Annotated in this window: 23 protein-coding genes; 11 read left to right on the top strand and 12 right to left on the bottom strand. The window is 67.6% G+C overall.

Translation table 11 applies throughout. The annotated features are described in order from the left end of the window. The first annotated feature begins 113 nt into the window (after window positions 1–113). Window positions 114–1,358, top strand: coding sequence for a putative DNA modification/repair radical SAM protein (locus ACCQ05_RS03315; protein ID WP_372392931.1), 1,245 nt, complete (start codon window positions 114–116; stop codon window positions 1,356–1,358). A gap of 135 nt (window positions 1,359–1,493) precedes the next feature. Further along, the gene (locus ACCQ05_RS03320; protein ID WP_372392932.1) at window positions 1,494–2,939 is read left to right on the top strand and encodes a UdgX family uracil-DNA binding protein; all 1,446 of its coding nucleotides are present in this window, start codon (window positions 1,494–1,496) and stop codon (window positions 2,937–2,939) included. Window positions 2,940–3,307: 368 nt separating this feature from the next. Here the strand turns inward: ACCQ05_RS03320 and ACCQ05_RS03325 are convergent, their stop codons facing one another. After that, complete coding sequence (locus tag ACCQ05_RS03325) at window positions 3,308–3,865, bottom strand: fasciclin domain-containing protein (protein ID WP_167394637.1); 558 nt, start codon at window positions 3,863–3,865, stop codon at window positions 3,308–3,310. A gap of 75 nt (window positions 3,866–3,940) precedes the next feature. On the opposite strand from ACCQ05_RS03325, the gene ACCQ05_RS03330 reads away from it, so the two are divergent. From ACCQ05_RS03330 to ACCQ05_RS03345, 4 genes are all read left to right on the top strand, one after another. Next, window positions 3,941–4,951, top strand: coding sequence for a hypothetical protein (locus tag ACCQ05_RS03330; RefSeq protein ID WP_506191536.1), 1,011 nt, complete (start codon window positions 3,941–3,943; stop codon window positions 4,949–4,951). Between the two features lie 632 nt (window positions 4,952–5,583). After that, entirely contained in the window at window positions 5,584–7,221 is a 1,638-nt protein-coding gene (locus ACCQ05_RS03335) for a Na+/H+ antiporter (protein WP_104541942.1), read from the top strand. A gap of 443 nt (window positions 7,222–7,664) precedes the next feature. Further along, window positions 7,665–8,609 carry an ABC transporter ATP-binding protein gene (locus tag ACCQ05_RS03340; RefSeq protein ID WP_372392934.1) on the top strand — a complete coding sequence of 315 codons (945 nt, stop codon included), beginning with the start codon at window positions 7,665–7,667 and terminating at the stop codon, window positions 8,607–8,609. Beyond that, a complete protein-coding gene (locus tag ACCQ05_RS03345) occupies window positions 8,606–9,367 on the top strand; it encodes an ABC transporter permease (RefSeq protein ID WP_372392935.1) in 762 nt (253 codons plus the stop codon). Before ACCQ05_RS03340 ends, ACCQ05_RS03345 begins: the two co-directional genes overlap by 4 nt. A gap of 317 nt (window positions 9,368–9,684) precedes the next feature. Here ACCQ05_RS03345 and ACCQ05_RS03350 read toward each other — a convergent pair whose 3' ends face one another. After that, on the bottom strand, window positions 9,685–9,951 hold the full coding sequence (locus ACCQ05_RS03350; RefSeq protein WP_228964640.1) for a DUF3297 family protein: 267 nt from the start codon (window positions 9,949–9,951) through the stop codon (window positions 9,685–9,687). A gap of 164 nt (window positions 9,952–10,115) precedes the next feature. Between ACCQ05_RS03350 and ACCQ05_RS03355 the strand changes: the two genes are divergently transcribed. Continuing rightward, on the top strand, window positions 10,116–10,664 hold the full coding sequence (locus ACCQ05_RS03355) for a DUF6630 family protein (protein WP_372392936.1): 549 nt from the start codon (window positions 10,116–10,118) through the stop codon (window positions 10,662–10,664). 48 nt (window positions 10,665–10,712) lie between these two features. On the opposite strand, the gene ACCQ05_RS03360 is transcribed toward ACCQ05_RS03355, so the two are convergent. Together ACCQ05_RS03360 and ACCQ05_RS03365 are read right to left on the bottom strand one after the other, a co-directional pair. After that, window positions 10,713–12,596, bottom strand: a complete 1,884-nt coding sequence (locus tag ACCQ05_RS03360; RefSeq protein ID WP_372392937.1) for a S8 family peptidase — start codon at window positions 12,594–12,596, stop codon at window positions 10,713–10,715. A gap of 55 nt (window positions 12,597–12,651) precedes the next feature. Then, on the bottom strand, window positions 12,652–14,976 hold the full coding sequence (locus tag ACCQ05_RS03365; protein ID WP_506191550.1) for a YadA family autotransporter adhesin: 2,325 nt from the start codon (window positions 14,974–14,976) through the stop codon (window positions 12,652–12,654). A gap of 295 nt (window positions 14,977–15,271) precedes the next feature. Here ACCQ05_RS03365 and ACCQ05_RS03370 point away from each other — a divergent pair, with 295 nt between their 5' ends. Beyond that, complete coding sequence (locus ACCQ05_RS03370) at window positions 15,272–16,654, top strand: sensor histidine kinase (protein ID WP_372392939.1); 1,383 nt, start codon at window positions 15,272–15,274, stop codon at window positions 16,652–16,654. On the opposite strand, the gene ACCQ05_RS03375 is transcribed toward ACCQ05_RS03370, so the two are convergent. From ACCQ05_RS03375 to msrB, 7 genes are all read right to left on the bottom strand, one after another. Beyond that, window positions 16,636–17,322, bottom strand: coding sequence for a response regulator transcription factor (locus tag ACCQ05_RS03375; RefSeq protein ID WP_372393909.1), 687 nt, complete (start codon window positions 17,320–17,322; stop codon window positions 16,636–16,638). The genes ACCQ05_RS03370 and ACCQ05_RS03375 overlap by 19 nt on opposite strands. A gap of 216 nt (window positions 17,323–17,538) precedes the next feature. Beyond that, a complete protein-coding gene (locus tag ACCQ05_RS03380; protein ID WP_372392940.1) occupies window positions 17,539–17,823 on the bottom strand; it encodes a DUF4031 domain-containing protein in 285 nt (94 codons plus the stop codon). A gap of 8 nt (window positions 17,824–17,831) precedes the next feature. Further along, window positions 17,832–18,416 carry a hypothetical protein gene (locus tag ACCQ05_RS03385; RefSeq protein ID WP_372392941.1) on the bottom strand — a complete coding sequence of 195 codons (585 nt, stop codon included), beginning with the start codon at window positions 18,414–18,416 and terminating at the stop codon, window positions 17,832–17,834. 254 nt (window positions 18,417–18,670) lie between these two features. Beyond that, a complete protein-coding gene (gene motB, locus ACCQ05_RS03390; RefSeq protein WP_372392942.1) occupies window positions 18,671–19,828 on the bottom strand; it encodes a flagellar motor protein MotB in 1,158 nt (385 codons plus the stop codon). 10 nt (window positions 19,829–19,838) lie between these two features. After that, complete coding sequence (motA, locus tag ACCQ05_RS03395) at window positions 19,839–20,693, bottom strand: flagellar motor stator protein MotA (RefSeq protein WP_008573335.1); 855 nt, start codon at window positions 20,691–20,693, stop codon at window positions 19,839–19,841. A gap of 97 nt (window positions 20,694–20,790) precedes the next feature. Continuing rightward, window positions 20,791–21,258 carry an MliC family protein gene (locus ACCQ05_RS03400; protein ID WP_372393911.1) on the bottom strand — a complete coding sequence of 156 codons (468 nt, stop codon included), beginning with the start codon at window positions 21,256–21,258 and terminating at the stop codon, window positions 20,791–20,793. A 230-nt stretch (window positions 21,259–21,488) separates the two neighbouring features. Beyond that, a complete protein-coding gene (msrB, locus tag ACCQ05_RS03405) occupies window positions 21,489–21,953 on the bottom strand; it encodes a peptide-methionine (R)-S-oxide reductase MsrB (protein ID WP_372392943.1) in 465 nt (154 codons plus the stop codon). Between the two features lie 500 nt (window positions 21,954–22,453). Between msrB and ACCQ05_RS03410 the strand changes: the two genes are divergently transcribed. Then, window positions 22,454–22,882, top strand: coding sequence for a hypothetical protein (locus ACCQ05_RS03410; RefSeq protein ID WP_372392944.1), 429 nt, complete (start codon window positions 22,454–22,456; stop codon window positions 22,880–22,882). Between the two features lie 248 nt (window positions 22,883–23,130). Here ACCQ05_RS03410 and ACCQ05_RS03415 read toward each other — a convergent pair whose 3' ends face one another. Beyond that, window positions 23,131–23,610 (bottom strand): Lrp/AsnC ligand binding domain-containing protein, encoded by a 480-nt coding sequence (locus ACCQ05_RS03415; protein WP_005992148.1) that lies wholly within the window; start codon window positions 23,608–23,610, stop codon window positions 23,131–23,133. 147 nt (window positions 23,611–23,757) lie between these two features. On the opposite strand from ACCQ05_RS03415, the gene ACCQ05_RS03420 reads away from it, so the two are divergent. Next, window positions 23,758–25,047, top strand: coding sequence for a D-amino acid dehydrogenase (locus ACCQ05_RS03420; RefSeq protein WP_104544148.1), 1,290 nt, complete (start codon window positions 23,758–23,760; stop codon window positions 25,045–25,047). Then, window positions 25,047–26,165, top strand: coding sequence for an alanine racemase (gene alr, locus ACCQ05_RS03425; RefSeq protein WP_372392945.1), 1,119 nt, complete (start codon window positions 25,047–25,049; stop codon window positions 26,163–26,165). The genes ACCQ05_RS03420 and alr overlap by 1 nt, the downstream gene beginning before the upstream one ends. The last annotated feature ends 142 nt before the right edge of the window (window positions 26,166–26,307 follow it).

The following is a 26,307-nucleotide window of genomic DNA, read 5'->3' on the forward strand; positions in this document are numbered from 1 at the left end:
GGCACGCATCGAGTGCAGCCATGGCAGTGGCTGCATCCGCATGCTCTGAAGCATTCACGATGAACCGGGCCGCAGTCTCATAGGCTGAGACGCCCAGGTTGCATGCTGCCCGCGTGAAAATCCTCGACAAGCTTGCCGTCCTCGCCGACGCCGCCAAATACGACGCGTCCTGCGCCTCCAGTGGCGCCAACAAGCGCAACTCGCTGGGCACCGGCGGCATCGGCAGTACCGAGGGCATGGGCATCTGCCATTCGTACACGCCCGATGGCCGCTGCGTGTCGCTGTTGAAGATCCTGCTGACCAATTTCTGCGTGTTCGATTGCGCATACTGCGTCAATCGCGTGTCCAGCAACGTGCGCCGCGCGCGCTTCACGCCGGAAGAAGTGGTCACGCTGACGCTGGATTTCTACAAGCGCAACTACATCGAAGGCCTGTTCCTGTCCAGCGGCATCATCCGCAACTCCGACTACACGATGGAGCAGCTGGTGGAAGTGGCGCGGCAGCTGCGCGAAGAGCATCATTTCGCCGGCTACATCCATCTCAAGACCATTCCCGATGCCGCGCCCGACCTGTTGGCTGCGGCCGGGCGCTATGCGGACCGGCTGAGCATCAATGTGGAGCTGCCCACCGAGCAGGGCCTGACGCAACTGGCGCCGGAAAAAAGCGTCGGCGGCATCCGCTCGGCAATGGGCGAGCTGCGCTGGCGCATCGAGGAAAATCAGCTCGAACGCAAGGCCGAAACCGCGCGGCGCGCCAAGCCGCCGCGGTTTGCGCCGGCCGGGCAGAGCACGCAGATGATCATCGGCGCCGACGATGCCAACGACCGCAGCATCCTGGACACCAGCCACAATCTCTATGGCAATTACCGCATGCGCCGGGTGTATTACTCGGCCTTCAGTCCGATTCCGGACGCTTCGTCCAAGCTGCCGCTGCAGGCGCCGCCGCTGCAGCGCGAGCATCGGCTCTACCAGGCCGACTGGTTGCTGCGGTTCTACGAATTCAGTGTGGAGGAGATCGCGCCGGCGCAGTCCAGCGGCATGCTGGATCTGGACGTGGATCCGAAGCTGGCCTGGGCATTGCGCAATCCCGAGCGGTTTCCGGTGGATCTGAATGCGGCACCACGCGAAATGCTGCTGCGGGTGCCGGGTCTGGGCACGCGCAATGTGGAACGGCTGCTGTTGTCGCGCCGGCATGCGCGCCTGCGCGTGTGCGATCTGGCGCGGTTGCGGGTGCCGATGAAGAAGCTGCTGCCGTTCGTGAGCGTGCTGGATCATCATCCGCGCCAGCGCCTGGACGATCCGGTGCGGTTACGGGCGCAATTGGCGCCTGCGCCTCGGCAGGCGAGTCTGTTCGATTGATGCCTGTCCCTTCTCCCGTCGGGAGAAGGTGCCTAAAGGGCGGATGAGGGTACGGCCGCATGCAGCAGCGGAAAGTCCTGGGTGCCGCCCGTAAAGCGAAGGCGATGGCGAGAATCGAGAGGCCAGGTGTAGACGATGTTCAGCGCTGAGGTGGAACCTGCGTGGAGTTTCGAGGCGTGGCGTGCGTTGGCGCGGGCGGGCTGGTGTGCGCAGGTGGAGCCTGACCATGTGGCGTGGAATGGGGGCGCGCAGGGTGGGTTGCTGATGGGCCAGGGGCTGTTGGAATTGCCGGTGCTGGCCGCACCGCCGCGGGTGTCGGCGGATTTCATGCAGCTGGCCGCATCGGTGCTGTGCCATCGCGATCCGCAGCGGCATGCGGTGTTGTATCGGTTGTTGTGGCGGATTGCCTCGGGCGAGAAGGCGCTGCTGGAGCGCGCCACCGATGTGGACGTGCATCGCTTGCGGCAATGGCAGAAGGCGGTGCAGCGCGATACCCACAAGATGAAGGCGTTCGTGCGCTTCCGCCGGCTGCCGGGCGAAGAAGAAGACTTCGTGGCCTGGTTCGAGCCGGAACATCACATCGTGGACCGCGTTGCCCCGTTCTTTGCACGGCGCTTCGCCGGCATGCGCTGGGCGATCCTGACCCCGTATCGCAGCGTGCGCTGGGATGGCCATGCCCTGGCATTCGGCGAGGGGGCCGTGCGTACACAGGTGCCGGCCGACGACGCGCAGGAGACCCTATGGCGCACCTACTATGCGCATATCTTCAATCCGGCGCGGCTCAATCCCACCATGATGCGGCAGGAAATGCCGCAGAAATACTGGAAGAACCTGCCCGAGGCGGCGCTGCTGCCGGAGCTGATCCGCGAGGCCGGTGTGCGCGTGCGCGAGATGGCCGAGCGCGCACCCGAGCCGGTACGCCGCCGGGTGCCGGCGGCGCCGGTACCCGCTGCCGTCGAGGCGACGCAGAGCATCGCCCAGCTGCGCGCGGCCGCGCGCGATTGCCGACGCTGCGAGTTGTGGCGGCCGGCCACCCAGACCGTCTTCGGCGAAGGGCCGGAGGATGCGGCCGTCATGGTGATCGGCGAGCAGCCCGGCGATGAAGAGGATCTGAGCGGGCGTCCCTTCGTCGGGCCTGCCGGGCGCCTGTTCAACATGGCCTTGGGCGAGTTGGGCGTGGATCGCAGTGGGTTCTACGTGACCAACGCGGTCAAGCACTTCCGCTTCGAGCAACGCGGCAAGCGCCGCCTGCATCGCAACCCCGAGCGCACGCATGTGCAGGCCTGCAGCGGCTGGTTGCAGGCCGAGCGTGCCCAATTGCGTCCCGCGCAGATCGTCTGCCTGGGCGCTACCGCGGCACAGGCGGTGCTGGGCAGCAGGTTTCGGCTGATGCAGGAGCGCGGGCAGTGGCTGCGCCTGGACGATGGCACGCCGGTACTGACGACCGTGCATCCGTCCTGGGTGCTGCGGCAGGGATCGGAGGCGGCGCGGGAGGAGGGCTATCGCGGCTTCGTGGAGGATCTGCGCCAATTGCTTTCGGCGCCCGGCGCAGCGCCAGCGCGTGGCGCCCACACCGCTTAGACGAGGACCAACGGCGCGTGGAGGCGCTCCGAGGACGCCTGGCGACACAAGAACGCCTGGTCAAAAAGATGCGCGTGCATGCGCACGCGCACGGTGTCGCTGCTCGATTGACACCAAGGGGACGCGCGGCACGCCGCGTGTTCCGTCACCGCCGCGTTGCGGTGATGTGCAGCCTGCGCTGGCGGGGCCTTGCGCAAGGCAAGCAACCGCATGAGGCAGGTGCCGCTGAGGTGCAGGGGCGTCCAGGCACGCGAGAAGGCATCCCAATGACGCTTTGCGCGGGCCCGGGCGCCCCTGCATGACACGTTGCTCGATTGCCGCCAAGGGCGATCGCCCGGTCGCACTGACCGGGCGACTGCATGCGGGGTTTACGGCATCAAGACCTTGTCGATCACGTGGATCACGCCATTGCTCTGCATGACGTCGGCAGTGGTGACGGTGGCGGTATTGCCCTTGGCATCGGTCAGGGTGACCTTCTTGCCGTTGAGCTTTGCGGTAAGCGATTCGCCCTGCACGGTGGTGAGCATGGCGCTGCCGCCGCCGGCCTTGATCTTGGCGATCAGCGAGGCCGCATCCACCTTGCCCGGCACCACGTGGTAGGTGAGTACCTTGGTCAGGGTGGGCTTGGATTCGGGCTTCAACAGCGTATCGACAGTGCCGGCCGGCAATGCGGCAAAGGCGGCATTGGTGGGAGCGAAGACGGTGAACGGGCCTGGGCCTTTCAGGGTCTCGACCAGGCCGGCGGCCTTGACCGCGGCGACCAGGGTGGTGTGATCCTTGGAGTTGGCCGCGTTGTCGACGATGTCCTTGGTGGCCAGCATCGGCGCACCGCCCACCATCGGGTTGGAGGCGGCGTACACCGGTGCCGTTGCGCTGGTGAGGGCAATGGCGGCGGCAATGGCAAGCGACTTCAATGAGGTCTTCATGAGGCAGCGATCCTTTGGGTAGGCGGGCGCCGGCTGGCGACCGTAGACCCTGATACGCCGCAAGATGCGCGCCGGATGCATCACGCGATCTTTACTTTATCGAGTTTCTGTCTGGGCTCGCTGCCGGCCATGGCATGGCGTCAGGTCGGCCTTGGGCCACGTGCGTTCGGGGGGATGCAGCGTCACGGCTGTTCACATGGGCCTTATGTTGCACTGCACCTGGCGCGCTGCTCTGCACGTGCATATGGCAAACCGCTGCGCTGTGGCCCGTTCGACCAGATGCCACGTGCAATGCGGTGGATCTTCTCAAGCAATGCGCTGGCGTCTGGTTGCAGGCATGCCGGCGGACCCCGGAAGTCGTACCGATGTTCGCTTCCATGCAAATGCGGTCATCACGTCGAACGTAATCTCGTTCACCCCACATGTCTCATCGAACGAGGCTCGTCTGAAATGACCTCGACACCACCGCATCGCACCACACCCGTTCTCGCCGCCTGTCTGGCCGCAGCTTGCCTGGTGCTGTCAGGTGCTGCGCGGGCCGCGATGGGATCGCAGGAGCCAACCGCTGCTGCACAGGCGCCCGCCGCTGCTAGCTATCGGCCGCACCAGCAATGGCGCGTTCCGGGGGAATGGGAATTCACTGTCGATTCGGTGCGCGTTGCCAACGTCAGGCTGCGCGACGATGGTGGCGGCGCCTGGATGCCCAGGCAGGTGGTGATATTGACGTACCGCTACAGGAATCTGGGCTTCGACGACAGCGCCAACTTCACCAATGGCGAGCCGTCGACGCTGGCGTTTTCAAAGGCCCATCTCGGCATGGTCGATGCGAACGATTCGGAGAATGTCGGCTCAGGCAGCTATCCGGTGCGCAGCGCGCTGGTGGAGGACGTCGATGGCCGCAAGGTCGGGCAGGAGATGATCAAGGCGCGGTGGCCGTTCGCCTTTGCGAAGAAGGTCAGGACGGTCAAGGTCACGGTGGAGCATTACGATTCCAGGCTGGTCCTGCATGAGGCCAGCTTTGTGGTCCCGGTACAGGCTGCGCTGCCTGCGAAGCAGAGCAGGCACACGCCTGCCCGGCACACCTGATCCCGCCATGCACATGCCTTGCGAAGGCGGTGCTGGTGCCGGTCGGCGCTGGCGTGCGTGAGTCCCATGTTGGTGGTGTGGTCCTGTCTGCAACGGCGGCTGGTCACGCGCGCGCTCGGCGTACCGGGTTCTGCAGCGAGCGCGTGCCCCTCGAGCAGGTGCTGCCCTGAAGCAGGTCCATCGCGCAGTGATCGGTCAATCACGGTGAGCCGCGCGCAGCCGTGCGAACCGGCGAGACCACGCGGCGCGATAGCGCCGGGTGAACGCAGACATGGCGGCTTGCGCTGCACGGCGATCCGATCGCTTGATCGGACCTTGCAACTGCGCTGGTTGCTCACGCCAGCGTCGCCGACGCTGGCGGCGAAGACGACGCGTGCATGGCACCGCACGACCCGGGGCGCGCGCGCAATCAGGCCAGTGTCCAGTGGCGCCCACTCAAAGCCATGGGATCCGATGCCAGCCACGGCATGCAGGTGACGCCCGGTGCCCGCTTGCAACGCAGCCCCAGGCGCAGCGCGTGCGGCAGCGGCGGTTTCATCACCGGTTGCAAACCGGTATGTTCCCGTAGGTGCGTTGCCTGGCGTCGCCATGGACGGTGCGACGCGCGGCCATCTTTATCTTCCGGGTTTTGCATGCATTCGATCGATGTCGTCCTCGCCATGTTGCTGGCGGTCGCGGCCAGCGGTTATCTGATCCGCATCCTGCCGTTCTCGCTGCCGTTGCCCTTGGTGCAGATCGCGCTGGGCGCGGTGGTCTCCGGCGTGTTCGATGCAGGGCACGAGCTGGAACCGGAACTGTTCTTCCTGCTGTTCCTGCCGCCGCTGCTGTTTCTCGATGGCTGGCGCATTCCCAAGCAGGGCCTGTTTCGCGACAAGGGCGCGATCCTGGAGTTGGCGCTGGGGCTGGTGATCTTCACCGTCATCGGTGCCGGCTTCCTGATTCACTGGCTGATCCCGGCCATGCCGCTGGCGGTGGCCTTCGCGCTGGCGGCGATCATTTCGCCGACCGATCCCGTTGCGGTGTCGTCGATCGCCTCCAAGGTGCCGATTCCCAAGCGGCTGATGCACATCCTGGAGGGCGAGTCGCTGCTCAACGACGCCTCCGGCCTGGTGTGTTTCCAGTTCGCCGTGGCCGCGGTGCTCACCGGCACCTTCTCGGTGGCGACCGCTTCGCTGACCTTCCTTTGGGTAGCGCTGGCCGGGCTGGGACTGGGTGTGGCGACGACGTTCGGCCTGAGCCGGGTGCAGGGCTGGATCTGGCGGCATTTCGGCGAAGAGCCCGGCTCGGCGATCCTGGTCAACCTGCTCACGCCCTTCGCCGCCTACCTGCTGGCCGAAGCCTTTCATGCCTCCGGCATCCTGGCCGCGGTGGCCGCCGGCATCACCATGAGCTACGTGGAAATGGCCGGCAACGCGCCGGGCAACATGCGCCTGCAGCGCTCGGCGGTGTGGGACACGGTGCAGTTCACCTTCAACGGCATCATCTTCGTGCTGCTGGGCGAGCAGCTGCCGGGCATCCTGGATGGTGCGGTGCGCAGCGTGCAGGAGGCCGGTCATCTCAATCCGTGGTGGCTGGCGGTGTACGTGGCCACCATCAGCACCAGCCTGATGGCATTGCGCTTCGTCTGGGTGTGGCTGTCGCTGCGCTGGAACATCTTCAAGGCGCAACGCCGCGGCGAGCAGCATGTGAGCCCGCCGTGGCGGATCGTGGTGGCGGTGTCGCTGGCCGGCGTGCGCGGCGCCATCACCCTGGCCGGCGTGCTGACCCTGCCGCTGGTCCTGCAGGACGGTTCGCCGTTTCCGGCCCGCCAGCTGGCGATCTTCCTGGCGGCCTCGGTGATCCTGGTGTCGTTGTTGGTGGCCAGTGTCGCGCTGCCGCGCCTGCTGCGCGGGCTGGAATTGCCGGAAGAAGAAGACGAGCAACAGAAGGAAGACCTGGCGATCAAGGCGGCCTCGCAAGCGGCGCTGGAGGCGGTGGAAAAGCTGCGCCAGCGGCTGGTGGAAGACAGTGCGCATGCCGAGCGCTACAACGCCGCCGCCAACCAGGTCAGCCAGCGCTACCAGCGCAAGCTGGGCGCGGTGGACATGGCCGAGACCGATCCGGAAGAGGCCGGTGCCTTCGATCAGGCCTTGCGTCAGTTCCGCCACACCGCGCTGGTGGCCGAGCGCAACGAACTGTTCAAGCTGGCCCGGCGGCGCGAGATTTCCGACGACCTGTCGCGGCGGCTGGTGCGGAACCTGGATCTGATCGAGTCGCGCAAGCGCGCTTGAGCGCGCTGACGCGCGGGATTCGGGATTCGGGAATCGGGATTCGTAAAAGCAAAAGCAAAAGCCCGGGCAATGACCTTATTGCCGTAGGAGCGCACCCGGGCGCGACAGGGCTGTCCCGATACACCTCTGGACGTGCCGGCTAGAGAAATCGGAAATCGCAGCGGCCATGGCGATGACCACGGCTGCGGTAGGAGGCGAGACGCATTCTCTGGACAGCCCGTCGCGCCCGGGTGCGCTTCTACGACAGCGTGCGCCACCAGGAGTTGAGCATCGTAGCCCTCGAGCGGACGCGACGCGCAGCCTGTGGGTCTTGTTGTCCACCAGACACAAAGCACCAGGCAACAGGCAAATCCCGGCGCGGGAGACACCATCCCACCAGACCCCCTCCCATCGTCACGGCACGCGGCCTACCCTGTGGCGCTCATCGTTGCCGTGCACAGCCCATGACGCCCATCGTGTCCATCCAGGGAGTGAGCAAGACCTACGCCGGGGGGTTCCAGGCGCTCAAGCAGGTGGATCTGCAGATCCAGCGCGGGGAGATCTTCGCGCTGCTCGGCCCCAACGGTGCCGGCAAGACCACCTTGATCAGCATCGTCTGCGGGCTGATCAACCCCAGCACCGGTACCGTGCTGGCCGACGGCCACGACATCGTGCGCGACTACCGCGCCGCGCGCGCCAGCATCGGGCTGGTGCCGCAGGAGCTGGCCACCGATGCGTTCGAAACGGTGTGGGCCACGGTACGTTTCAGCCGCGGGCTGTTCGGCAAGCCGGCCAACCCGCAGTACCTGGAAACCATCCTGCGCGAGCTGTCGCTGTGGGAAAAACGCAACAGCAAGATCTCCACGCTCTCCGGCGGCATGAAGCGGCGCGTGCTGATCGCCAAGGCGCTGGCGCACGAGCCGCGCATCCTGTTCCTGGATGAGCCCACCGCCGGGGTGGACGTGGAACTGCGCCACGACATGTGGCAGATGGTGCGCCGCCTGCGCGAGCAGGGCACCACCATCATCCTGACCACCCATTACATCGAAGAGGCCGAAGACATGGCCGACCGCGTCGGGGTGATCAATCGCGGCGAGCTGGTGCTGGTGGAAGACAAGCACACCCTGATGCGCAAGCTCGGCAAGAAACAGCTGACCTTGAGCCTGCAATCGCCGCTGCAGGCAGTGCCCGCCACGCTGGCGGACCTGCCGCTGGAACTGACGGCCGATGGCAACAGCCTGATCTACACCTTCGATACGCAGGCCGAGCAGACCGGCATCGGCGCGTTGCTGCGACGGCTCAACGAGCACGGAATCGATTTCAAGGACCTGCATTCCAGCGAGAGTTCACTGGAAGAGATCTTCGTCAATCTCGTGCATGGCGCACGCAATGCGCAGGTGCGCGCATGAACCTGCATGCGATCGCTGCGATCTATCGTTTCGAAATGGCGCGCGCGTTCCGCACGCTCACCCAGTCGATCGCCTCGCCGGTGTTGTCGACCTCGTTGTACTTCGTGGTGTTCGGTGCGGCGATCGGCTCGCGCATGGGCGATATCGACGGCATCAGCTACGGTGCCTACATCATCCCCGGCCTGGTGATGCTGTCGCTGCTCAACGAAAGCATCTCCAACGCCTCGTTCGGCATCTACATGCCGCGCTGGGCCGGCACGATCTACGAGGTGCTGTCCGCGCCGGTGGCATGGTGGGAGATCGTGATCGGCTACGTGGGTGCGGCGGCGACCAAGTCGGTGATGCTGGGGTTGTTGATCCTGCTCACCGCGCGGCTGTTCGTGCCCTACGAGATCGCCCACCCGGTGTGGATGCTGGGCTTTCTGGTGCTCACCGCGCTGACCTTCAGCCTGTTCGGTTTCATCATCGGCATCTGGGCCGATGGCTTCGAGAAGCTGCAGGTGATTCCGCTGATGGTGGTGACGCCGCTGACCTTCCTGGGTGGCAGCTTCTATTCGATCAACATGCTGCCGCCGCTGTGGCAGAAGGTCACCCTGTTCAATCCGGTGGTGTACCTGATCAGCGGGTTCCGCTGGAGTTTCTACGGCAAGGCCGACGTGCATATCGCGGTGAGTACCGGCATGACGTTCCTGTTCCTGCTGGTGTGCCTGGGCGTGGTGGCGGCGATCTTTCGCAGCGGCTATCGGCTCAAGGCTTGAGTGGTGAAGGCAGTGTTTTTTGTCGGCCGCAGTTTGATGGATGCGGCCAGAGGTCCAGGTTGAACGTTGAGCGGGTCGACGGCGCCGCGCTGGAAAGTTGGTCGATTGCTTTGCCTGAGCCCTGCGGACCGACACTCTCGACAGGTGCTTGCCCGCCTACCGTCGCGGGACCTTACGCGGCATGGATACCGCGTAAGAGCTTGCAAGGACGTACTCGCAGCGTGGCCCGCGATGGTGGGCGGGCAAGTACCCTGCAGCAAACTCGCCGCTCAGCAGCTCTGCAATGGAACAGTGTGAAGTCGTTTGGTCAGCCGCTCTTACGCGTCAGCAGGCTTGGCGTCGTGCTTGGTGTCCAGGAAGTAGGCCACCACCTCGCCCTTGACCTTCATCGTCATCGGGTTGCCCCGGCGGTCGCGGGCCTTGCCGACCTGCACCTTGATCCAGCCTTCGCTGACCGAGTATTCCTCCACGTTGTCGCGTTCGACACCGTTGAAGCGCACGCCGACGCCGCGGTTGAGGGCATCGGCATCGTGGAACGGGCTGCGGGCATCGATGGCCAGGTGATCGGGAGGGGTATCGCTCATGGGAAAGGCGTCATGACCGGCCGGGATGGCGGTCTTCGGCCGCACAGGATACGGGCCTGCGCCGGGAAGACCAGCCCTGCGCGCGCGAGGGAGGGCGGCGGCCGGTTTGCTTGCGCCGCGTCAGGCCTCACACTGCGCATCTGCAATTCTCGATCGAGACCGTGATGCCCGACAACAGTGCCGACTACGAAGACGACGAAGGCCTGCCGCCGGAAGGCGACGAAGACGATGTCGACGACCATCCGGCGCGGATCTGGAACCTGCTGGTACTGATCAACCCCGGCGACGAAGACACCGCCTTGGGTCAGTTCGATGCCTGGCGCGAAGCGCAGGCCGAGGCAGACGACGACGGCGACGACGCCTGGCTGTGGACGCTGAAGGACGTCATCGACTGGCGCTCGGGCTTCTACGTCGACTGGAAGGATGCCGATTCGTTCGTCGCCGCCATCGACGAACTGGGCGCGCGCTGGAACCTGCGCATCGACTGGGGCGGCGACCTGGACGACGAAGACTTCGCCAGCAATCTCGACGTGCCCGACCTGATGGCGGTAGCCTTCGATCGCCTGCGCGAACACGGGTACTCGCTGTGGAACTGGAACACCGGCGGCGACGCGTATGCCGGCTGGATCGCACTCAGCCGCGACGACGATGCGATGCTGGCACTGACCTCGTTGCTCGGGGTCGAAGTACGGCTGGGCAACGAGGCGTTCTGACGAACGACCGGCCGACGGCATCGCCTGCCGCCGGCCGGCCTGTTGCCGTTATTGACGCGCCATCAACGAGATGTTGTTGAAGCCACCCGCGCCGCCGATCAGGGTGATGTAGTAGGTGCCCGCCTGCGGCGCCGCCAATCGGATCGTCTGCGCACTGCCGGTGCGCACCGACCGCAGGTCGTAACTGGCGGCGGTGGGTTGCTCGCCGAACTTCACGTACATGGCGACATTGCCGCCGCCGCCGAAGCTGAGCAGGTTCAACGCGCTGCCGGCGGTGGCGGTGTAGCTGTAGACCAACTGGTCGCCTTCGCCCACGCTTTGCGCGGTCAGGGGCTGGCGGTTGCTCAGCGGCTGGGTGACGGGCGGGCAGCCCGTGCCGATGCAGTTGTTCTGCACATAGTCCAGCGCCGCGGCGGCATCCACGATGCCGCTGCCGATCGGTGTGCTGATCGGCGGGGCGACCGGGAAGCGGCGGGCGGTCTGCCGCAGCAGGGTTTCCAGTTGCGCCGGGGTCAAGGGCGCCTTGCCGGCGCCGGCCAGATAGCTCTGCACCAGGGCCGCGACGGCGGCCACATGCGGCGTGGCCATCGAGGTGCCGGCCTGGCCGACATAGGTGTAGTCGCCGGACGTCGGCGTGGTCTTGCCGCTGTAGCCGGCTGACAGCACGAAGCCGTCCCACTGATTGTTGCCCGGGTCTTCGGGTCCGCCGCCGCCCGGGCCGGCCAGATCCACGCTGGTGCCGAAATTGGAGTAGAAGGCGATCCCGCCGGTGATGCGGGTGGCGCCCACGTTGATGACATTGCGGCAGCTCGCCGGACTGAATTGCGCGGCATTGCTGGTGTCGTTGCCGGCTGCGACCACCACCACGCTGCCGTTGGCCACGGCGCCGTCGATCGCCCGTTGGGTATTGGGATCGCAACTGCCTGGGCCGCCCAGGCTCAGGCTGATCACTTCGGCGGGGTGGGTATTGTCGGGCACGCCGTCGATATGCCCGCCGGACGCCCACAGGATGGCATCGGCGATGTCCGAGCCCGAGCCGCCGCAATGCCCCAGGACACGGATCGGCAGGATCTGCGCGTCATGGGCGACACCGGCGCCGCCGATGCCGTTGTTGGTCAGTTCGCCGATGGTGCCGGCGGTGTGGGTGCCGTGCCAGGAGCTGTCTCTGGGTGGCTGGAAGCAGGCGTTGTTCTCTTCCAGCCAGTCGCCCATGTCCAGTGCGCCGGGGACGCGTTCGTCGGTCGGGCGGCGCGAGATGAAGGCGCTGCTGATGAAGTCGTAGCCGGGCAGGATGTGATCGTCGTGCTTGAGATCCGGATGATCGGGCAGGATACCGGTATCCAGCACCGCCACCACCGTGCCTGCCCCGGTGGAGGCCGGCCACGCCTGCGGTGCGCGGATGCCGCCAGGACCGTCCTGCAGATGCCACTGGAAGTTGGCATAGCGGGGATCGTTGGGCGGGGTGGTTGCCGCAGGGGCGGCGGCGACAGGGCCGGCCAGGTTGTCCACCGCGTACATCATCCGATCGAACTGCGCGTAGTCCACTGCCGGATCGGCACGCAGCTCGCGCAACAGGTTGTCCTGTTCGGCTGGACTCAAGGTGTCGGCGATCCGCAGCAGGCTCGCGCCGGTACCGGTACGCCGCAGCACGCGTGCGTTGACCGGAGCAGCGCGGCTGGCGCCGGCGGCGGTGCGCAGCACATTGGCGCGCCGCGCGGCCGTGGACACGATCGCCAGCCGCGCGTTGTCGGAGCCGACCGTGTCGCGGTATCTGACGATCAGGCGGCCGGTGAAACGTGTGGCGGTGGGGACATCCGCGCCGGACACACCGCGTAGTTGCAGATCGTTGTTGGCGGCGTGCGATTGAAAGGGCGCGGTGGCGAGTACGGCGCTCAGGAGCAGGGTCCGGAGCGGCAGCGAAGCATCGTTCATGAGGAAATCTCGAGAAGGGAATCGATCGAAGGAGGGAGCGCAGCGAGCGGCGGGCCTACAGGTCCACGCCGAAGCCCAGGCCTGCGGAGGCGTCGCTGCCGCTGAAGGCGCCGCCGAGGCTGAACGAGCCGCGCTCGCCGACCTTGCGGGCATAGCCGATCGACAACGCACGCTCGCTGCTCTGGAAGCCGGCGCCCACCGCGATGCGTCCGCGTGCGCTCTGCGTGCCGGCCGCGTTGACGGCCATGTTGAGCATGGCCGAGCTCATCGCCCCCATCCGATCGATGCGCCGGTCCATGCTCTGGAAGCGGCGCAGGTTGTCGTCGTGCAGTTGGGTGAAGCTGTCGCTCAACGCAGAGACGCGGCTGTCGGTATAGCTGTTGGCCGAACTCAGGGTACGCGCGTCGCCGGCAGAGACCTGGGCCACATTGGCGGCGTCGGTATCGGCGCGGCCGGCAGCGAGGTTGCTGATCTGCCGCTCCGCGCCGGCGCTGCCCACCGAGACCGTGTTGGCACGGTCGGCGACGGCACCACGGCCGATCGCCACGGCATTGTCGGCCGCGACCTGCGCGCCCTGACCCAGCGCTGTGCCGGAGGCGGCCTGCACACTGGCACTCTCGCCCACCGCGACCGCGTTGGTGGCAGCCGTCGCGATGTTGCTGTTGGCGCCCACCGCCGTGCTGCCGTCCGCATTGACCTTGGCATTGGCCCCCAGTGCGGTGTCCTGCGGACCATAAGCCAGTGCCGCAGCGCCTACGGCCAGGCCGTTTTCGCCATTGGCAACGGCTGCCGACCCGATCGCCACCGCATTGGTGCCGCTACCCACCACCGGGGCCTGACGGTCGCCGCCGACCGCCACGTTGCCGGCGGTGCCTGCCTGCTGGCCGCTGAGGCGTCCGTCGAAGGCGCTCAGGGCGGTATCGACGGCGCCCATCGCACCGCCGATGTCGGTGTAGCTGCGGCCCTGGATCAGATAGCTGCCGCTCAACAGGTTGCCGTTGCCATCGAACACGCCATCGCTGCCCAGTGCGGACGCCACGCTGCGCAACTGCGCCAGCGTGACCGCGTCGTTGTCCTCGGTGCCGGCCGCAACGCTGGTGATCTGGCGGGTCAGCCCGGCGGCGACATCGCCAACCGAAACGGTATTGCTGCGCGTGGCGTGCGAGTAGGCACCGAGCGCGACCGCGCTGCTGGGTGCGCGGTTCCATGCGTCGTCGACCCAGTCGCCGACCTTGGCGCCGTAGCCGATGGCGGTGGCGTCCACGCCATCGGTACGCGTATCGGCGCCGAGGGCGGTGCTGTTGGGATTGAACCAGGAGCTCTCGGCGCGCGCGCCCAGCACGACACTGTTGACGGTATGGCTCACCGCGCTGTGACCCAGCGCGATCGCGTCCACCTCCGCGCTCAGGGCAAAGGCGCCCAGGGCAACGGTATTGGCCGCGAAGGTCCCGGCACTGTGGCCGATTGCCACCGCATTGGTGTTGCCGGGCTGGTTGGGGAACACGTTGGCGTTGTAGCCGATCGCCACCGCGTAGTCGGACTGGGTCTGGGCACCGGCGCCCAGCGCGATCGCGCCAGTGCCGGTGGCGGCGGCGATGCCGCTGCTGTTGCCGGCTTCGGCCGCCGCCGTGCTGACTCCGCCGATCGCCACGCTGTCGGTGCCGCTGGCGAGCGCGTTGATGCCGATCGCCACCGTGCTGTCGCCGGTCGCGCGCGCAAAGTAGCCCAGCGAGGTGCTCAGCATGCCTGAGGCCACCGACAAGCCGCCGACGGCGGTGCCGCCTTCGGCAAATGCGCGTGCGCGGTAGCCCAGCGCGGTGCTCTGCACCGCCCGCGCCTCGCTGCCGCTTCCCAGCGCAGTCGACAGCGCCTCGCTCGCCTTGGCGCCGCCACCGAGCGCGATGGCGCCAAAGCCGTTCGCCTCGGTGGACTCGTCGTGGCTGCCGATGATCTCGCCCGCCTCGTTGTAGTCGAAGACCTGGGTGGTACCGCCGATGGCGACCGCGGACTGGCCGGTCGCCGTGGCCGCATAGCCGGCGGCCAATGCGAACTGCCCGGTCACCGTGGCGCCGGCACCCAGGGCCACGCCGCCTTCGGCCAGGGCATTGCTGGCTTCGCCGATCGCCACGGCATACGGGTCGCTGGCAAATGCCCCGACATCCTCGGCCGGGTCGCTGCCGCCGACGATGTGCACCTGCTTGCCGCTGTCGGCGTCGACGGTCTCGGCGGCGGCCTCGTCGCTGGGCACCTCCTGGAGCGAGACGACGGCGGTAGGCTGCGTCGCCGTGGCCGGCGCCTGGGCGGTTGCAATGGCCTGTGCCTGGGCGGCGGAAACGCCACCGGACAGCAGCATGGCGGTCAGCAGGGCGCGGTGCAGCATGCATTGGGGCCCGGTACCACGAACGCTGGCGCCGGGAAGGGAAGACTGGGCCGGACGCAGGCCCGGACGATTGTCCATCAGGTAGCTCATCGATATCCCCTGAAACGGTTGGGAGGAAAGACGGTTGCAACCCGAGTCCGATGCATCCCCGTGTTGTGCCGGGTCTCTGGAAGCTGCCTGTCGCGTGCGTCAAAAAGTTGTCACGTGCGATCCGACGTGTCACCAAACGACGATTGCATCCACTCACCGCGAATGTGAGGATGGGCAGCCGTAGAGGCCGCCTTTTCCGGATCCCGTGAAGTTCCTCACCGCAACGCAGTGGCTGACCGCACCGGCGGGGGACGATCCGGGCGATCGCCGCCACGCGGCGTTCCTGCAGGTGCTGCTGGCGGCCACGGTGGTCTACGTCGCCGGCGATATCGGGCTGTTCTTCTACGTGGCCGGGGTGGAGCGGCTGTTGAGCCGGACCGACCTGTTGCTGGCGGTCGTGGGCGCCTTGTCCAGCGCCGCTGGCGCGCTGGTGGGCATGTGGCGAATCCGGCGTGGCGACACGGCGATGGCGGTGCGGATCTATGTGGCGGCCACCCTGGCCGGCGTGCTGGTTACTTACGTCCGTGCCGACCTGTACGACCTGTTGACCAACCCGATGCCGTTGCTGGCGCTGGTGCTGACCGGCATGGTGCTCGGGCGGCGCGACCTATGGCGCGTATTCCTGTTGCTGGCAGCGGTGTGCACGCTGGGCGGGCTGGCACAGGCGATCTGGCCGGTGCCCTGGCGCTCGGTGCGCGGCAACATCGCACTGGCCGCCATCACCCTCGGCGCGTATCTGCTGATCACCCTGATCCTGGACCGCACCATCGCCGCCTTGCGCGAGAGCCTGCGCGAATCGGAACAGCGGCGGCGCAAGCTGGAGCAGCTCAACCGCCGGCTGCTGGAAGAGATGGCCGAACGCGAGCGCGTGCAGGAGCAGCTGATCCATACCCAGAAGATGGAAGCGCTCGGGCGACTGGCGGCCGGCGTCGCCCACGACTTCGACAACCTGATCAACGTGATCATCGGCTATGCGCAGCAGCGCGAGGCCCTGGAGGGTTATGGCGAAGCGCCCTTGCTCAAGACCTTGGAGAGTATCGAGGCCGCCTCGCGGCGTGCGCTGACGGTCAGCCGCCGGATCCTCAATTTCGGGCGTGCCGAACCCGGCGTGCCGACGCTGTTCGACGCGCGCGCGGCCTTGCGCGAGTCCGAGCCGACCCTGCGCCAACTGTTCGGCCACGAGATCCGCCTGCTCGGCATCGACGACGGGCCGCCGCTCTGGGTGCGCATGGATCGCGACGATCTGGAACTGGTCCTGCTCAACATCGCCGCCAACGCACGCGATGCCATGGACGGGCAGGGCGTGTTCCGCATCGAGGGCGAACAACGTCAGCAGATGGTGTGGCTGCGCCTGTGCGACTCCGGCCCGGGGATCGCCGCGCACCTGCTGGAACGCGTACTCGAACCGTTCTACACCACCAAGCCGTTGGGCAAGGGCACCGGTCTGGGCCTGTCGGTGGTCCAGGGCATTCTGGCGGCTGCCGGCGGGCAGGTGACGGCGGGCAACGCGGCGCAGGGCGGTGCCTGCCTGTGCCTGCAGTTGCCGCTGGCACAGCCGCCGCAGGCGCTTCAATCGGCCAGCAGGTAGCCCATTCCACGCGAGGACAACAACGGCAGTGCCGGCCCCTGCTCGGCGGTGATGCGCGTGGCCTTGCGCCGCAGGCGGTGGATCAGCATCTCCAGACGGTGCAGATCGAACTCGCCGGTGTCCGCTTCCAGTGCCGACACCAGGGCCTCGCGCTCCACCGCCTGGCCGCGCTGTGCATCCAGGCAACGCATCAGGCGGCGCTCCAGCGCGGTGAGCACCATGATGCGCCCGTCCGGCGCCAGCAGGCACCAGCCGTCCGACTCCAGTCGCCAGGCCGGTCTGGGCGGCGAGACGCTGGCAACCGGCTGCAGACGCCTGGCCAGGTTGCGCAGGGTCAGCGCGAGGATTTCCGGATCGGCCGGCTTGCGCAGGAAGGCATCGGCACCGCCATGCAGGGCGCGCACGTGGTCGCCGCGGCCACGGTTGCCGGTCAGCACCACGATCCCCAGGCCGGCGAACAACGCGCGCAGATGCGTGATCACGCTCAATCCGCTTTCGTCAGGAAGACCCAGGTCGAGCACGACCAGATCGAAGGCCTGCTCCAGCATCAGTCGATACAGCTCGCCGGCGGTACCGGCGCCGCTGACCCGGAAGCCGAACGCGCGTAGTCCAGGCATGAGGATGTCCTCACGCAACAAAGCATCGTCTTCCAGCACGGCGACGGACACCAACGGCAACGTTTCGGGGGCAGGGGCACGAACAGGCACGACGACTCTCCACAGCTGCATCGCAATAGTGACAGGCCCAGGTATCGGCAGGAACCGTCTACCTGGTTCTTTCGCAGTGCTAGCGATGCGACAGCGTCTCAAACGACGGTATCGGTGGGCTGGCGATGTCTTTGGGCGCGCTTTGTGACGGACACGGGATCCGGCCACATCGCGCGCTCAGGGGCGCTCGCCACGGGCCTGCGCGCGAGCGTTGGCGATCAATGCCTTGAGCCGTGCGCGGTCGGTGTGGCGGGAAATGGCGATGGCGCCCAGGGCGATCGCCTTGGCGCGCAGCGGGGCGGGCACGTCGTAGTGCGCGCCGCTGAGCTTGTTCTGGAAGGCGCGGCGGGGAATGCCCAACCGCGCCGCCATGGCATGCAGCTCGTCCAGGGTGTCGCCGAGCAGGTGCGCCCAGCGCTGCTCGCGCCACAGGTGCACCGCATCGTCGACGTAGACGGCCATCGGCCGGGTCAGGCCTTCTTCTTGGAGGTCTTGGGCTTCTTGCCGGCGCTGTCGTCGCTGGCCTCGTCCGTCGCTTCGTCGGCGGCGTTGTCGCCGGCGTCTTCGGCGTCGCTGCCTGCGTGCTCGCCAGCGGTGGCGTCGGCCACGGCCTCGCTGCCGTCGTCGCCTGCCTCGCCTTCGGCGTCTTCGTCGCCGTCCTCATCGGCCTCGGCGTTCTGGAACTCGGACACCAGCTTGCTCAGGTATTCCTCGGCGGTCTGGCCTTCGTCGGCGGCCAGGTCGTCGATCATCTGCTGCAGCTGGGTCGAATAGTCCAGCGAGATGGTCTTGCCTTCGGCTTCCTGCAGGTTGGCCAGGTGCTTGAGCATGGCCAGCATCGGCACCGGGTTGTCGGCGCTGCCCATGGTCTGGCTGCCGATCGACAGCATCCACTCGCTGCCGCCCTGCAGGCCGATGGCGGCCACGACGCGCCCTTCGGCGTCCTGCAGCACGGCATGGTTGACGACCTGGGGCGCCTGGCCCAGACGGACGAAGGGGCGCTTGGGCTGCTGCTTCTTGCGCTTGTCGCGCTTGGCCTTGGAATTGCGGGACACGGTGTTCTCGACGCTGGGAATGGCCGGCCATTCTAGAGCGTGCGCCGCACGATGCGATGAGGGGGTGCGTGCGCGCGCAGCAGCGCCCGGATCGAGGCAGCACCGGCGCGGCCGATCATCGCGACCGCGGCACCGGTTCGGTCTGGATCCGATGTGGTCGCCAACCGGGTGTGCCCGGCTGGCATCTGCCGCCAGCCACGGCCGACGGGCGATGCAGGCGACTCAATAGCTGCACCAGCCGCCGCGCCGAAGGCTTACTGTGCCGACGGTGAGCCTTCCACCGCCACCCGCGGCGCGGCCACGGCCGCTTCGGCGGCCCTGGCAAGCGCGGCGGCCGAGGCCACCTGGGCGCTGGTGGATACCTGCGGGGCGGCAGGACGCGGCGTGGCGGCGGCCGTCGCCGCCGGGGCCGGGGCGGTTGCGGTCGGCACGGCGTCGTCTGCGGGCTTGCCCACGGTTGCGGTGCCGGTGGCCGCCGCGCCGCTGAGGTCGGGCACATGGGTGTCCGCATCCGGAATCGGCTTGCCCAGCGCCACGCCCTGGCCGGCGCCGGCCAGCGCGGCCTGCTCGGCGTCCTGGGTCATCACCACGATGCTGATGCGGCGGTTCACCGGATTCTGCGGGTTGCTCTTGTCGAACAGGACCGACGAGGACAGGCCCACCACGCGGGTGACCTTGGCATCGGACATGCCGCCGCCCACCAGCGCGCGCCGTGCGGAATTGGCGCGGTCGGCGCTGAGTTCCCAGTTGGTGTAGCCGGCATCGCTGCTGTAGGCGGTGGTGTCGGTATGGCCGGTGATGCTGATGTGGTTGGGCACCTGGTTGATGAAGCTGGCCAGCTCACGCAGGATGTCCACCGTGTACGGCTTGAGCTGATCGCGGCCGATATCGAACATCGGGCGGTTCTGCTTGTCTACGATCTGGATGCGCAGGCCGTCGGGGGTGAGGTCCAGCAGCAACTGGTCCTTGAACGGCTCCAGCGCCTGGCTCTTGTCGATGGCTTCCTTCAGGTCCTGCATCAGCGCTTCCAGGCGCTTCTTGTCCTTGGCGCGGCTGTCCACGTCGGTGTCGGCCGCGTTGTCGCGCTTGCGGCCCATCTCGTCCTTCTGCCCCTTGGCCATGTCGGCAGTGCCGCCGAGCTTGATCATCGAGGTGCTGGCGCCGCCGGGCCCGTTCATGCCGGGCGAGGGCGCCGGCGATTTGCCGGACAAGGGGCTGGGGTTGCGGAAGTATTCGGAGATCGCCGCACGCTGTTCCTTGGTGGTGGCCGCCATCAGCCATAGCACCAGGAAGAAGGCCATCATCGCGGTCACGAAGTCGGCAAAGGCCACCTTCCAGGCGCCGCCGTGATGGCCGCCGCCCTGCACCTTCTTGACCCGTCGGATGATGACGGTGGATTTGCCCTCGGCCATGACCGCGGTCCTACTTGATCGTCTTCAGGTGCGTTTCGAAATCGCCGAAGCTCGGACGCACATTGGAGGGCAGGGTCTTGCGGGCGAATTCCAGCGCGATCTTCGGGTTGTAGCCACGCAGGCAGGCCAGCAGCGCGGTCTTGACCGCCTCGTAGATGCGCCCGTCCTGCTCGGCACGCGCTTCCATCGCCGCCGACAACGGCGACACGAAGCCATACGCCAGCAGGATGCCGAGGAAGGTGCCGACCAGCGCGGCGCCGACGTGGTGGCCGATCTCCTCGATCGGGCCGCCGATCGAGCCCATGGTGATCACGATGCCGAGCACCGCAGCCACGATGCCGAAGCCGGGCAGGCCGTCGGACACCTTGCTCAGCGCATGCGACGGCGCCAGGGCTTCGTGGTGGTGTTTTTCCAGTTCCAGTTCGAGCAGCGGCTCCAGCTCGTGCGGCTCGATGTTGCTGCCGATCATCAGGCGCAGGCAGTCGGTGATGAAGTCCAGCAGGTGATGGTCGGCCACGACCTTGGGATAGTTGCCGAAGATGGTGCTGTCCTGCGGCTTTTCGACATGGTCTTCCAGTGCCATGAAGCCGTCGCGGCGGGCCTTGTTCAACAGCTCGTAGATCAGGCTCAGGGTGTCCTTGTAGTCCTCGGACTTGTACTGCGGGCCCTTGAACACGCCCATGATGCCGCTGAGCGTTTCCTTGACGATCTTGCCCGGCGTGCTGACCAGGAACGCGCCCAGCGCCGCGCCACCGATGATCATCAGCTCGTAGGGCTGCCACAACGCGCCCAGCTTTCCATGCGACAGCACGTAGCCGCCGAGGACGCTGACGATGACAACAATGAAGCCAACGATGATGAGCATGGCGCAGCCGGGAGCAAACTTGGGTTGCTAGTGGTTTCGGCTTGCGCGGCCGATTCTTGAAGCGCACGGCGTGAAGATGTGCGCTGTAGCTGAACACTCAGCCGATTGTCGTGGCGGCCTCATGCACGCACTTGACCGCCTCGCCGCCGGCCAGCGACAGCGTCGCTTCGCCGGCATGTTCCCAGAACTGGTTGCCCTGGGCATCGGCAAACCGCGCGCCGGAGGCCGCCTGCGCACTGAGCAGTATCAGCGTGCGGTCTTCCAGGGTCAGCTGGATGGCATCGGTGGCCGGATCGAAACGGGTGGTGACCGTGCGCTGGTCGCAGCGCCAGGCCACCGCCTGGGCGGGAAGGGACGGGCCTGCGGACGCGGCCGGTGCCGGCGTCTGGCCGGGGTGCGGCAGCGGGCCGGTCACGCTGGCGTCGGTGCCGGCCGGAGGCAGGCGGGTGGAGCCGCTGTCGGAGGCGGCGGACGGCGCGTCCGCGGGGCCGGGCGTCTGCGCCGCAGGCGGCGGGCCGCCTGCGCTGCAACCGGCGAGGGCAGCGGCCAGCAGGCCGGCGAGCATCAGGGGTGAGGACGTGTGCATCTGCGTACTCCTGCCTGGATGTGACCGCCGCCAGGGTGGCGGCGATCGGAACGGGACATGGCATCCGACGGGCCGGCGTGCCGGCCTGATACTGCCTGCGCCAGCGACCATCCTGCCGGCGCTGCGCCACCCGGGCCAGCCCGTGCACTGCGCCTGGACGCCTTCGCGCCCGGCTCCGCGCCGTCCCAGGCCGGGCAGCCGCGCCGATGTCAGGCCGGTTGCGCCTCGGCACCGTTGCGCTGCAGCGGGTTGGGCAGCGGCTGGCCGTGTTCGGTGAAGCCCAGCGACACCGAGTTGAGGCAATGGCGCTCGCCGGTCGGCGGCGGGCCATCCTGGAACACATGGCCCAGATGGCTGTCGCAGCGCGCGCAGACGATCTCGGTGCGGATCATGCCGTAGCTGGTATCGCGGATCTCGCGCACGTGCGCGGCAGCGTAGGGCGCGAAGAAGCTCGGCCAGCCGGTGCCGGAGTCGAACTTGGCGCTGGAGCGGAACAGCGGCAACCCGCACAGGCGGCAGGTGTAGACGCCCTCCAGCTTGTTGTCCAGGAACACCCCGCAAAACGGCGCCTCGGTGCCATGCTGCAGCAGCACGCGTCGTTCCTCGGCGCTGAGCCCGGCAATCAGGGCCTCGCGCTGGGCGGGGGAGGGCGGAGTGAGGTCGAACTGGCTCATAGGGCTCTCGCATACGCGCGCTGGCGGCGTGCCGGCGTCTGCCCCAGTGATGTGGGCGCGGGGTGGGTGGTTCAACCGCTTCGACGTGTTCAGGACCTCACGCCTGCGACCGGAGAGCCAGAGGCTTCGCACGCACCCTCATCGGGCGCTGCGCGCCCCCTTCTCCCCTATGAAGGGGCACTGTCCCAAGGGAAGAAGGAGGGACCGGTTCATTCGTGCAACGACGGCACCCGGACTGCAGCCTCGTCCATCGCAGCACGCAACAGAGCTTCTCTCCTCGCGAGGCGAGAAGGCACAGCTTGCGCGCCACTGGCGCGCGTGCCTTGCAGCGCCCGCGCCGCAAGCGCGGGCCGGGGCGCGGAGCGGGGTTTGGGGTGAGGGCACGGGGCGAAACCACCATGCCTAACGAAAGCGTTCATCCGTCGGTGGGTCGCCTGCATTGCCGCCGCCTGGCTGCGCCCCCATCCATCAACCACACACGATCACTCACGGTGCCTGTCATGGCGATCCATTCCTCGATACGCGGCGTGTTGCTGTGCGGCCTGCTCGGCGTGGCTGGCGCGGCGCCGGCGCAGTCGGCCACCAGCACGCGCTCGTCCAATACCTTGCAGCCCATCGCCACCCCGGCACCGTCGCAACCCAAGGTGGCGCCCCCGCGTGCGCTGCAGCCGTCCAATGCCTTGAGCCCGGTGCCTTCCCAACTGAGCCAGCGCCCGGCCGCACCCAGCATTCCCGCACGCGGCCCGGCGGCAACGCCGCTTGCCCCGGCCGGCAGCCAGGTGCCCACGGCCACGCCGATGGTCTACGACCGCAATGGCCGGCTGCTGCAGGGCATGCAGCCAGCCGGTCCCAACCGGGTGCTGGATACCAAGACCGGGCGCTACTACGACGCAGTGCCGGCCGGCGATGGCATGCGCGTGGTGCGCTGACCGCTGCGCTGCCAGCCACACGCAACCGTCCGCCACGCTACCGCGCGTCGGTGCAGCGTCCAGGGCATTCAGTGGGCGACTTGCCCGCGCGGCGCAATGGTGACTGCCGGTCTCCCGACAACGATCAGGCGTCGCCAAACGCTGCTGGTTCCAGCCACCCCCTGCCTCCAGCGCTCTCCCAGCAGGCATCGCAACCGCTGCGACCTGCAACGCACCATCCGCCAATCCCCAATCTCCAATCCCGAATCTCAGCCCTCGATCGGCAACGCCAACGTCTCCTTGACCTCTTCCATCACGATGTAGCTCTTGGATTCGCGCACATGCGGCAAGGTCAGCAAGGTGCTGCCGAGCAGCTTGCGGTAGGAGGCCATCTCGCTGATGCGCGCCTTGAGCAGGTAGTCGAAATCGCCGGAGACAAGGTGGCACTCCAGCACGTTGGGCAGCTTCAGGGCGGCGCGGCGGAATTCCTCGAAGATGTCGCCGGACTTGTAGGCCAGGCTGATCTCCACGAACACCAGCAGGCTGGCCTTGAGATAGTGCGGGTCCAGTCGCGCGTAGTAGCCGGTGATGGCGCCATCGCGCTCCAGCCGGCGTACGCGTTCGGTGCACGGCGTGGTCGAAAGACCGACGCGTTCGCCGAGTTCGGTGAAGGAAATTCGCCCTTCCTGCTGCAGGATGCGCAGGATCTTGCGGTCGATCTTGTCCAGTTCGCGCGCGCGGGTGGCCATGGGCTTCGTCTCCACAAGGTTTGGCAGGAAGTTTCACTGCAACGGCGGCCCGATTCCAGAAATCGCACTGCCTGGATCGCAATATACTGCGGCTAACTGTCTCCCACCGCGTCTGGTTGTGGGGGAATACCCTTTCAGGAGAGCGACATGCGGGTGCTCATTCTCGGTAGTGGCGTCATCGGCACCACCAGCGCCTGGTATCTGGCCCAGGCCGGCTGCGAGGTCACCGTCATCGACCGCCAACCGGCGGCGGCGCTGGAGACCAGCTACGCCAACGCCGGCCAGCTGTCGTTCGGCTACACCTCGCCGTGGGCCGCGCCCGGCGTGCCCGGCAAGGCGGTGAAGTGGCTGTTCGAACAGCACGCGCCGTTGTCGATCCGCCCCACCCGCGACCTGCGCCAGCTGGCGTGGCTGAGCCAGATGCTGCGCAACTGCACCGCCGAACGGTATGCGGTGAACAAGGCGCGCATGGTGCGCATGTCCGACTACAGCCGCGACTGCCTCAATGCATTGCGTGCCGAAACCGGCATCGAATTCGAAGGCCGCCAGCTTGGCACCACCCAGCTGTTCCGCACCCAGCAGCAGCTGGACGCCGCCGCACAGGACATCGAGGTGCTGGCGCAATACGGGGTGCCGTACGAGCTGCTGAGCCCGGCGCAGATCGCCCAGTACGAACCCGGCCTGGCCGGTGGCGGTGCGCAGATGGCCGGCGCGCTGCGCCTGCCCGAGGACCAGACCGGCGACTGCCGGCTGTTCACCCAGCGCCTGGCCGGGCTGGCCGCGCAGGCCGGGGTGCAGTTCCGCTATGGGCAGCAGATCGAGCGGTTGCAGCATGCCGGCGGTGAGATCACCGGTGTGCAGATCGATGGCCGCATCGAGACCGCCGACCGCTACGTGCTGGCGCTGGGCAGCTATTCGGCCGACATGCTGCTCTCGCTCGGCCTGCACCTGCCGGTCTACCCGCTGAAGGGCTATTCGCTGACGATTCCGATCCGCGATGCGCAGCGCGCACCGACCTCCACGGTGCTGGACGAGAGCTACAAGATCGCGCTGACCCGCTTCGACGACCGCATCCGCGTGGGCGGCATGGCCGAGGTAGCCGGGTTCGACCTGTCGCTGAATCCGCGCCGGCGCGCCACCCTGGAAATGGTCGTCAACGACCTGTATCCGGGCGGCGGCGACCTGGCCAATGCCGAATTCTGGACCGGCCTGCGCCCGGCCACGCCGGACGGCACCCCGGTGGTGGGGGCCACCCCGTTCGCCAACCTGTTCCTCAATACCGGCCACGGCACGCTGGGCTGGACCATGGCCTGCGGCTCCGGACGTTACCTGGCTGACCTGATGCAGGGCCGCACGCCGGAGATCGATACCGAGGGGCTGGACGTGTTCCGCTACCTGTCCCCGCGCAGCGCGCGCCCGCAGCGGGAGGCCGCGTAGTGCGTCCTGCGCAAGCGTTGATCGACCTGGACGCGTTGCGTCACAACTATCGACTGGCCAAACGGCTGGGTGGCAGCAAGGCGCTGGCGGTGGTCAAGGCCGATGCCTATGGCCACGGTGCGGTGCGCTGCGCGCAGGCGCTGGAGCCGGAAGCCGACGGCTTTGCGGTGGCCTGCATCGAAGAAGCACTGGAACTGCGCCAAGCCGGCATCCGTGCGCCGATCCTGCTGCTGGAAGGTTTCTTCGAGCAGGACGAGCTGGCCCTGATCGCCGAGCACGATCTTTGGACGGTGGTGTCCACCCCGCAGCAGGTGCGCGCGCTGGCCGACTTCCAGAGCCCGCGGCCGCTGCGCATCTGGCTGAAGCTGGACAGCGGCATGCACCGGCTCGGCCTGTCGCCGGAGGATTTCCGCGCCGCCTGGCTGCGCCTGTACGGACTGCCGCAGATCGCCTCGGTGGTGTTGATGACCCACCTGGCGCGCGCCGACGAACTGGAGTGCAGCCGCACCGACGAACAGGCGGTGGCCTTCGCGCTCACCGCCGGCGGCATGCGCGCGGAAACCAGCATCCGCAATTCGCCCGGCCTGCTCGGCTGGCCGGCGCTGCGCAACGACTGGTCGCGCCCGGGACTGATGCTGTACGGCGCCAACCCATTCCCGCACGACACCGAGCTGACGGCGCAGCTGCGCCCGGTGATGACGCTGCGCTCGCGGATCATCTCGGTGCGCGACCTGCCGGCCGGCGAACCGGTGGGCTACGGGGCCCGCTTCGTGGCGCAGCGGCCAACCCGCGTGGGCGTGGTGGCGATGGGCTATGCCGACGGCTATCCGCAGTTCGCGCCCAATGGCACGCCAGTGCTGGTGGACGGCCAGGTCTGCCCGCTGATCGGGCGGGTTTCCATGGACATGCTCACGGTGGACCTGACCGATCATCCGCAAGCGGATATCGGGACGCCGGTGCAGCTGTGGGGCGACGCCCCACGGCCTGGCACCCTGGCCGCGCACTGCAACGTCAGCGCGTATCAGCTGCTGTGTGGCCTGAAGCGGGTGCCGCGCGTCTATGTGGACGGAGCGGCGCCGGATGAGGGTGCGTGCGCAGCCTCATGCGGTTGGACGTAGCGAGGGCTTCGCCCCGTGCCCTCACCCCAACCCCTCTCCCGCAGGAGAGGGGCGTTGTCCTTTCCCGCCTCGCGCTTGCGGCCCGGTAGCTCAAAGGAACGCACGCCCGCGGCGCGCAGGAGCTGGGCGTTGTCCTTCTCCC

Source organism: Xanthomonas sp. NCPPB 3582 (assembly GCF_041475735.2).
Classification (GTDB): Bacteria; Pseudomonadota; Gammaproteobacteria; order Xanthomonadales; family Xanthomonadaceae; genus Xanthomonas; species Xanthomonas codiaei.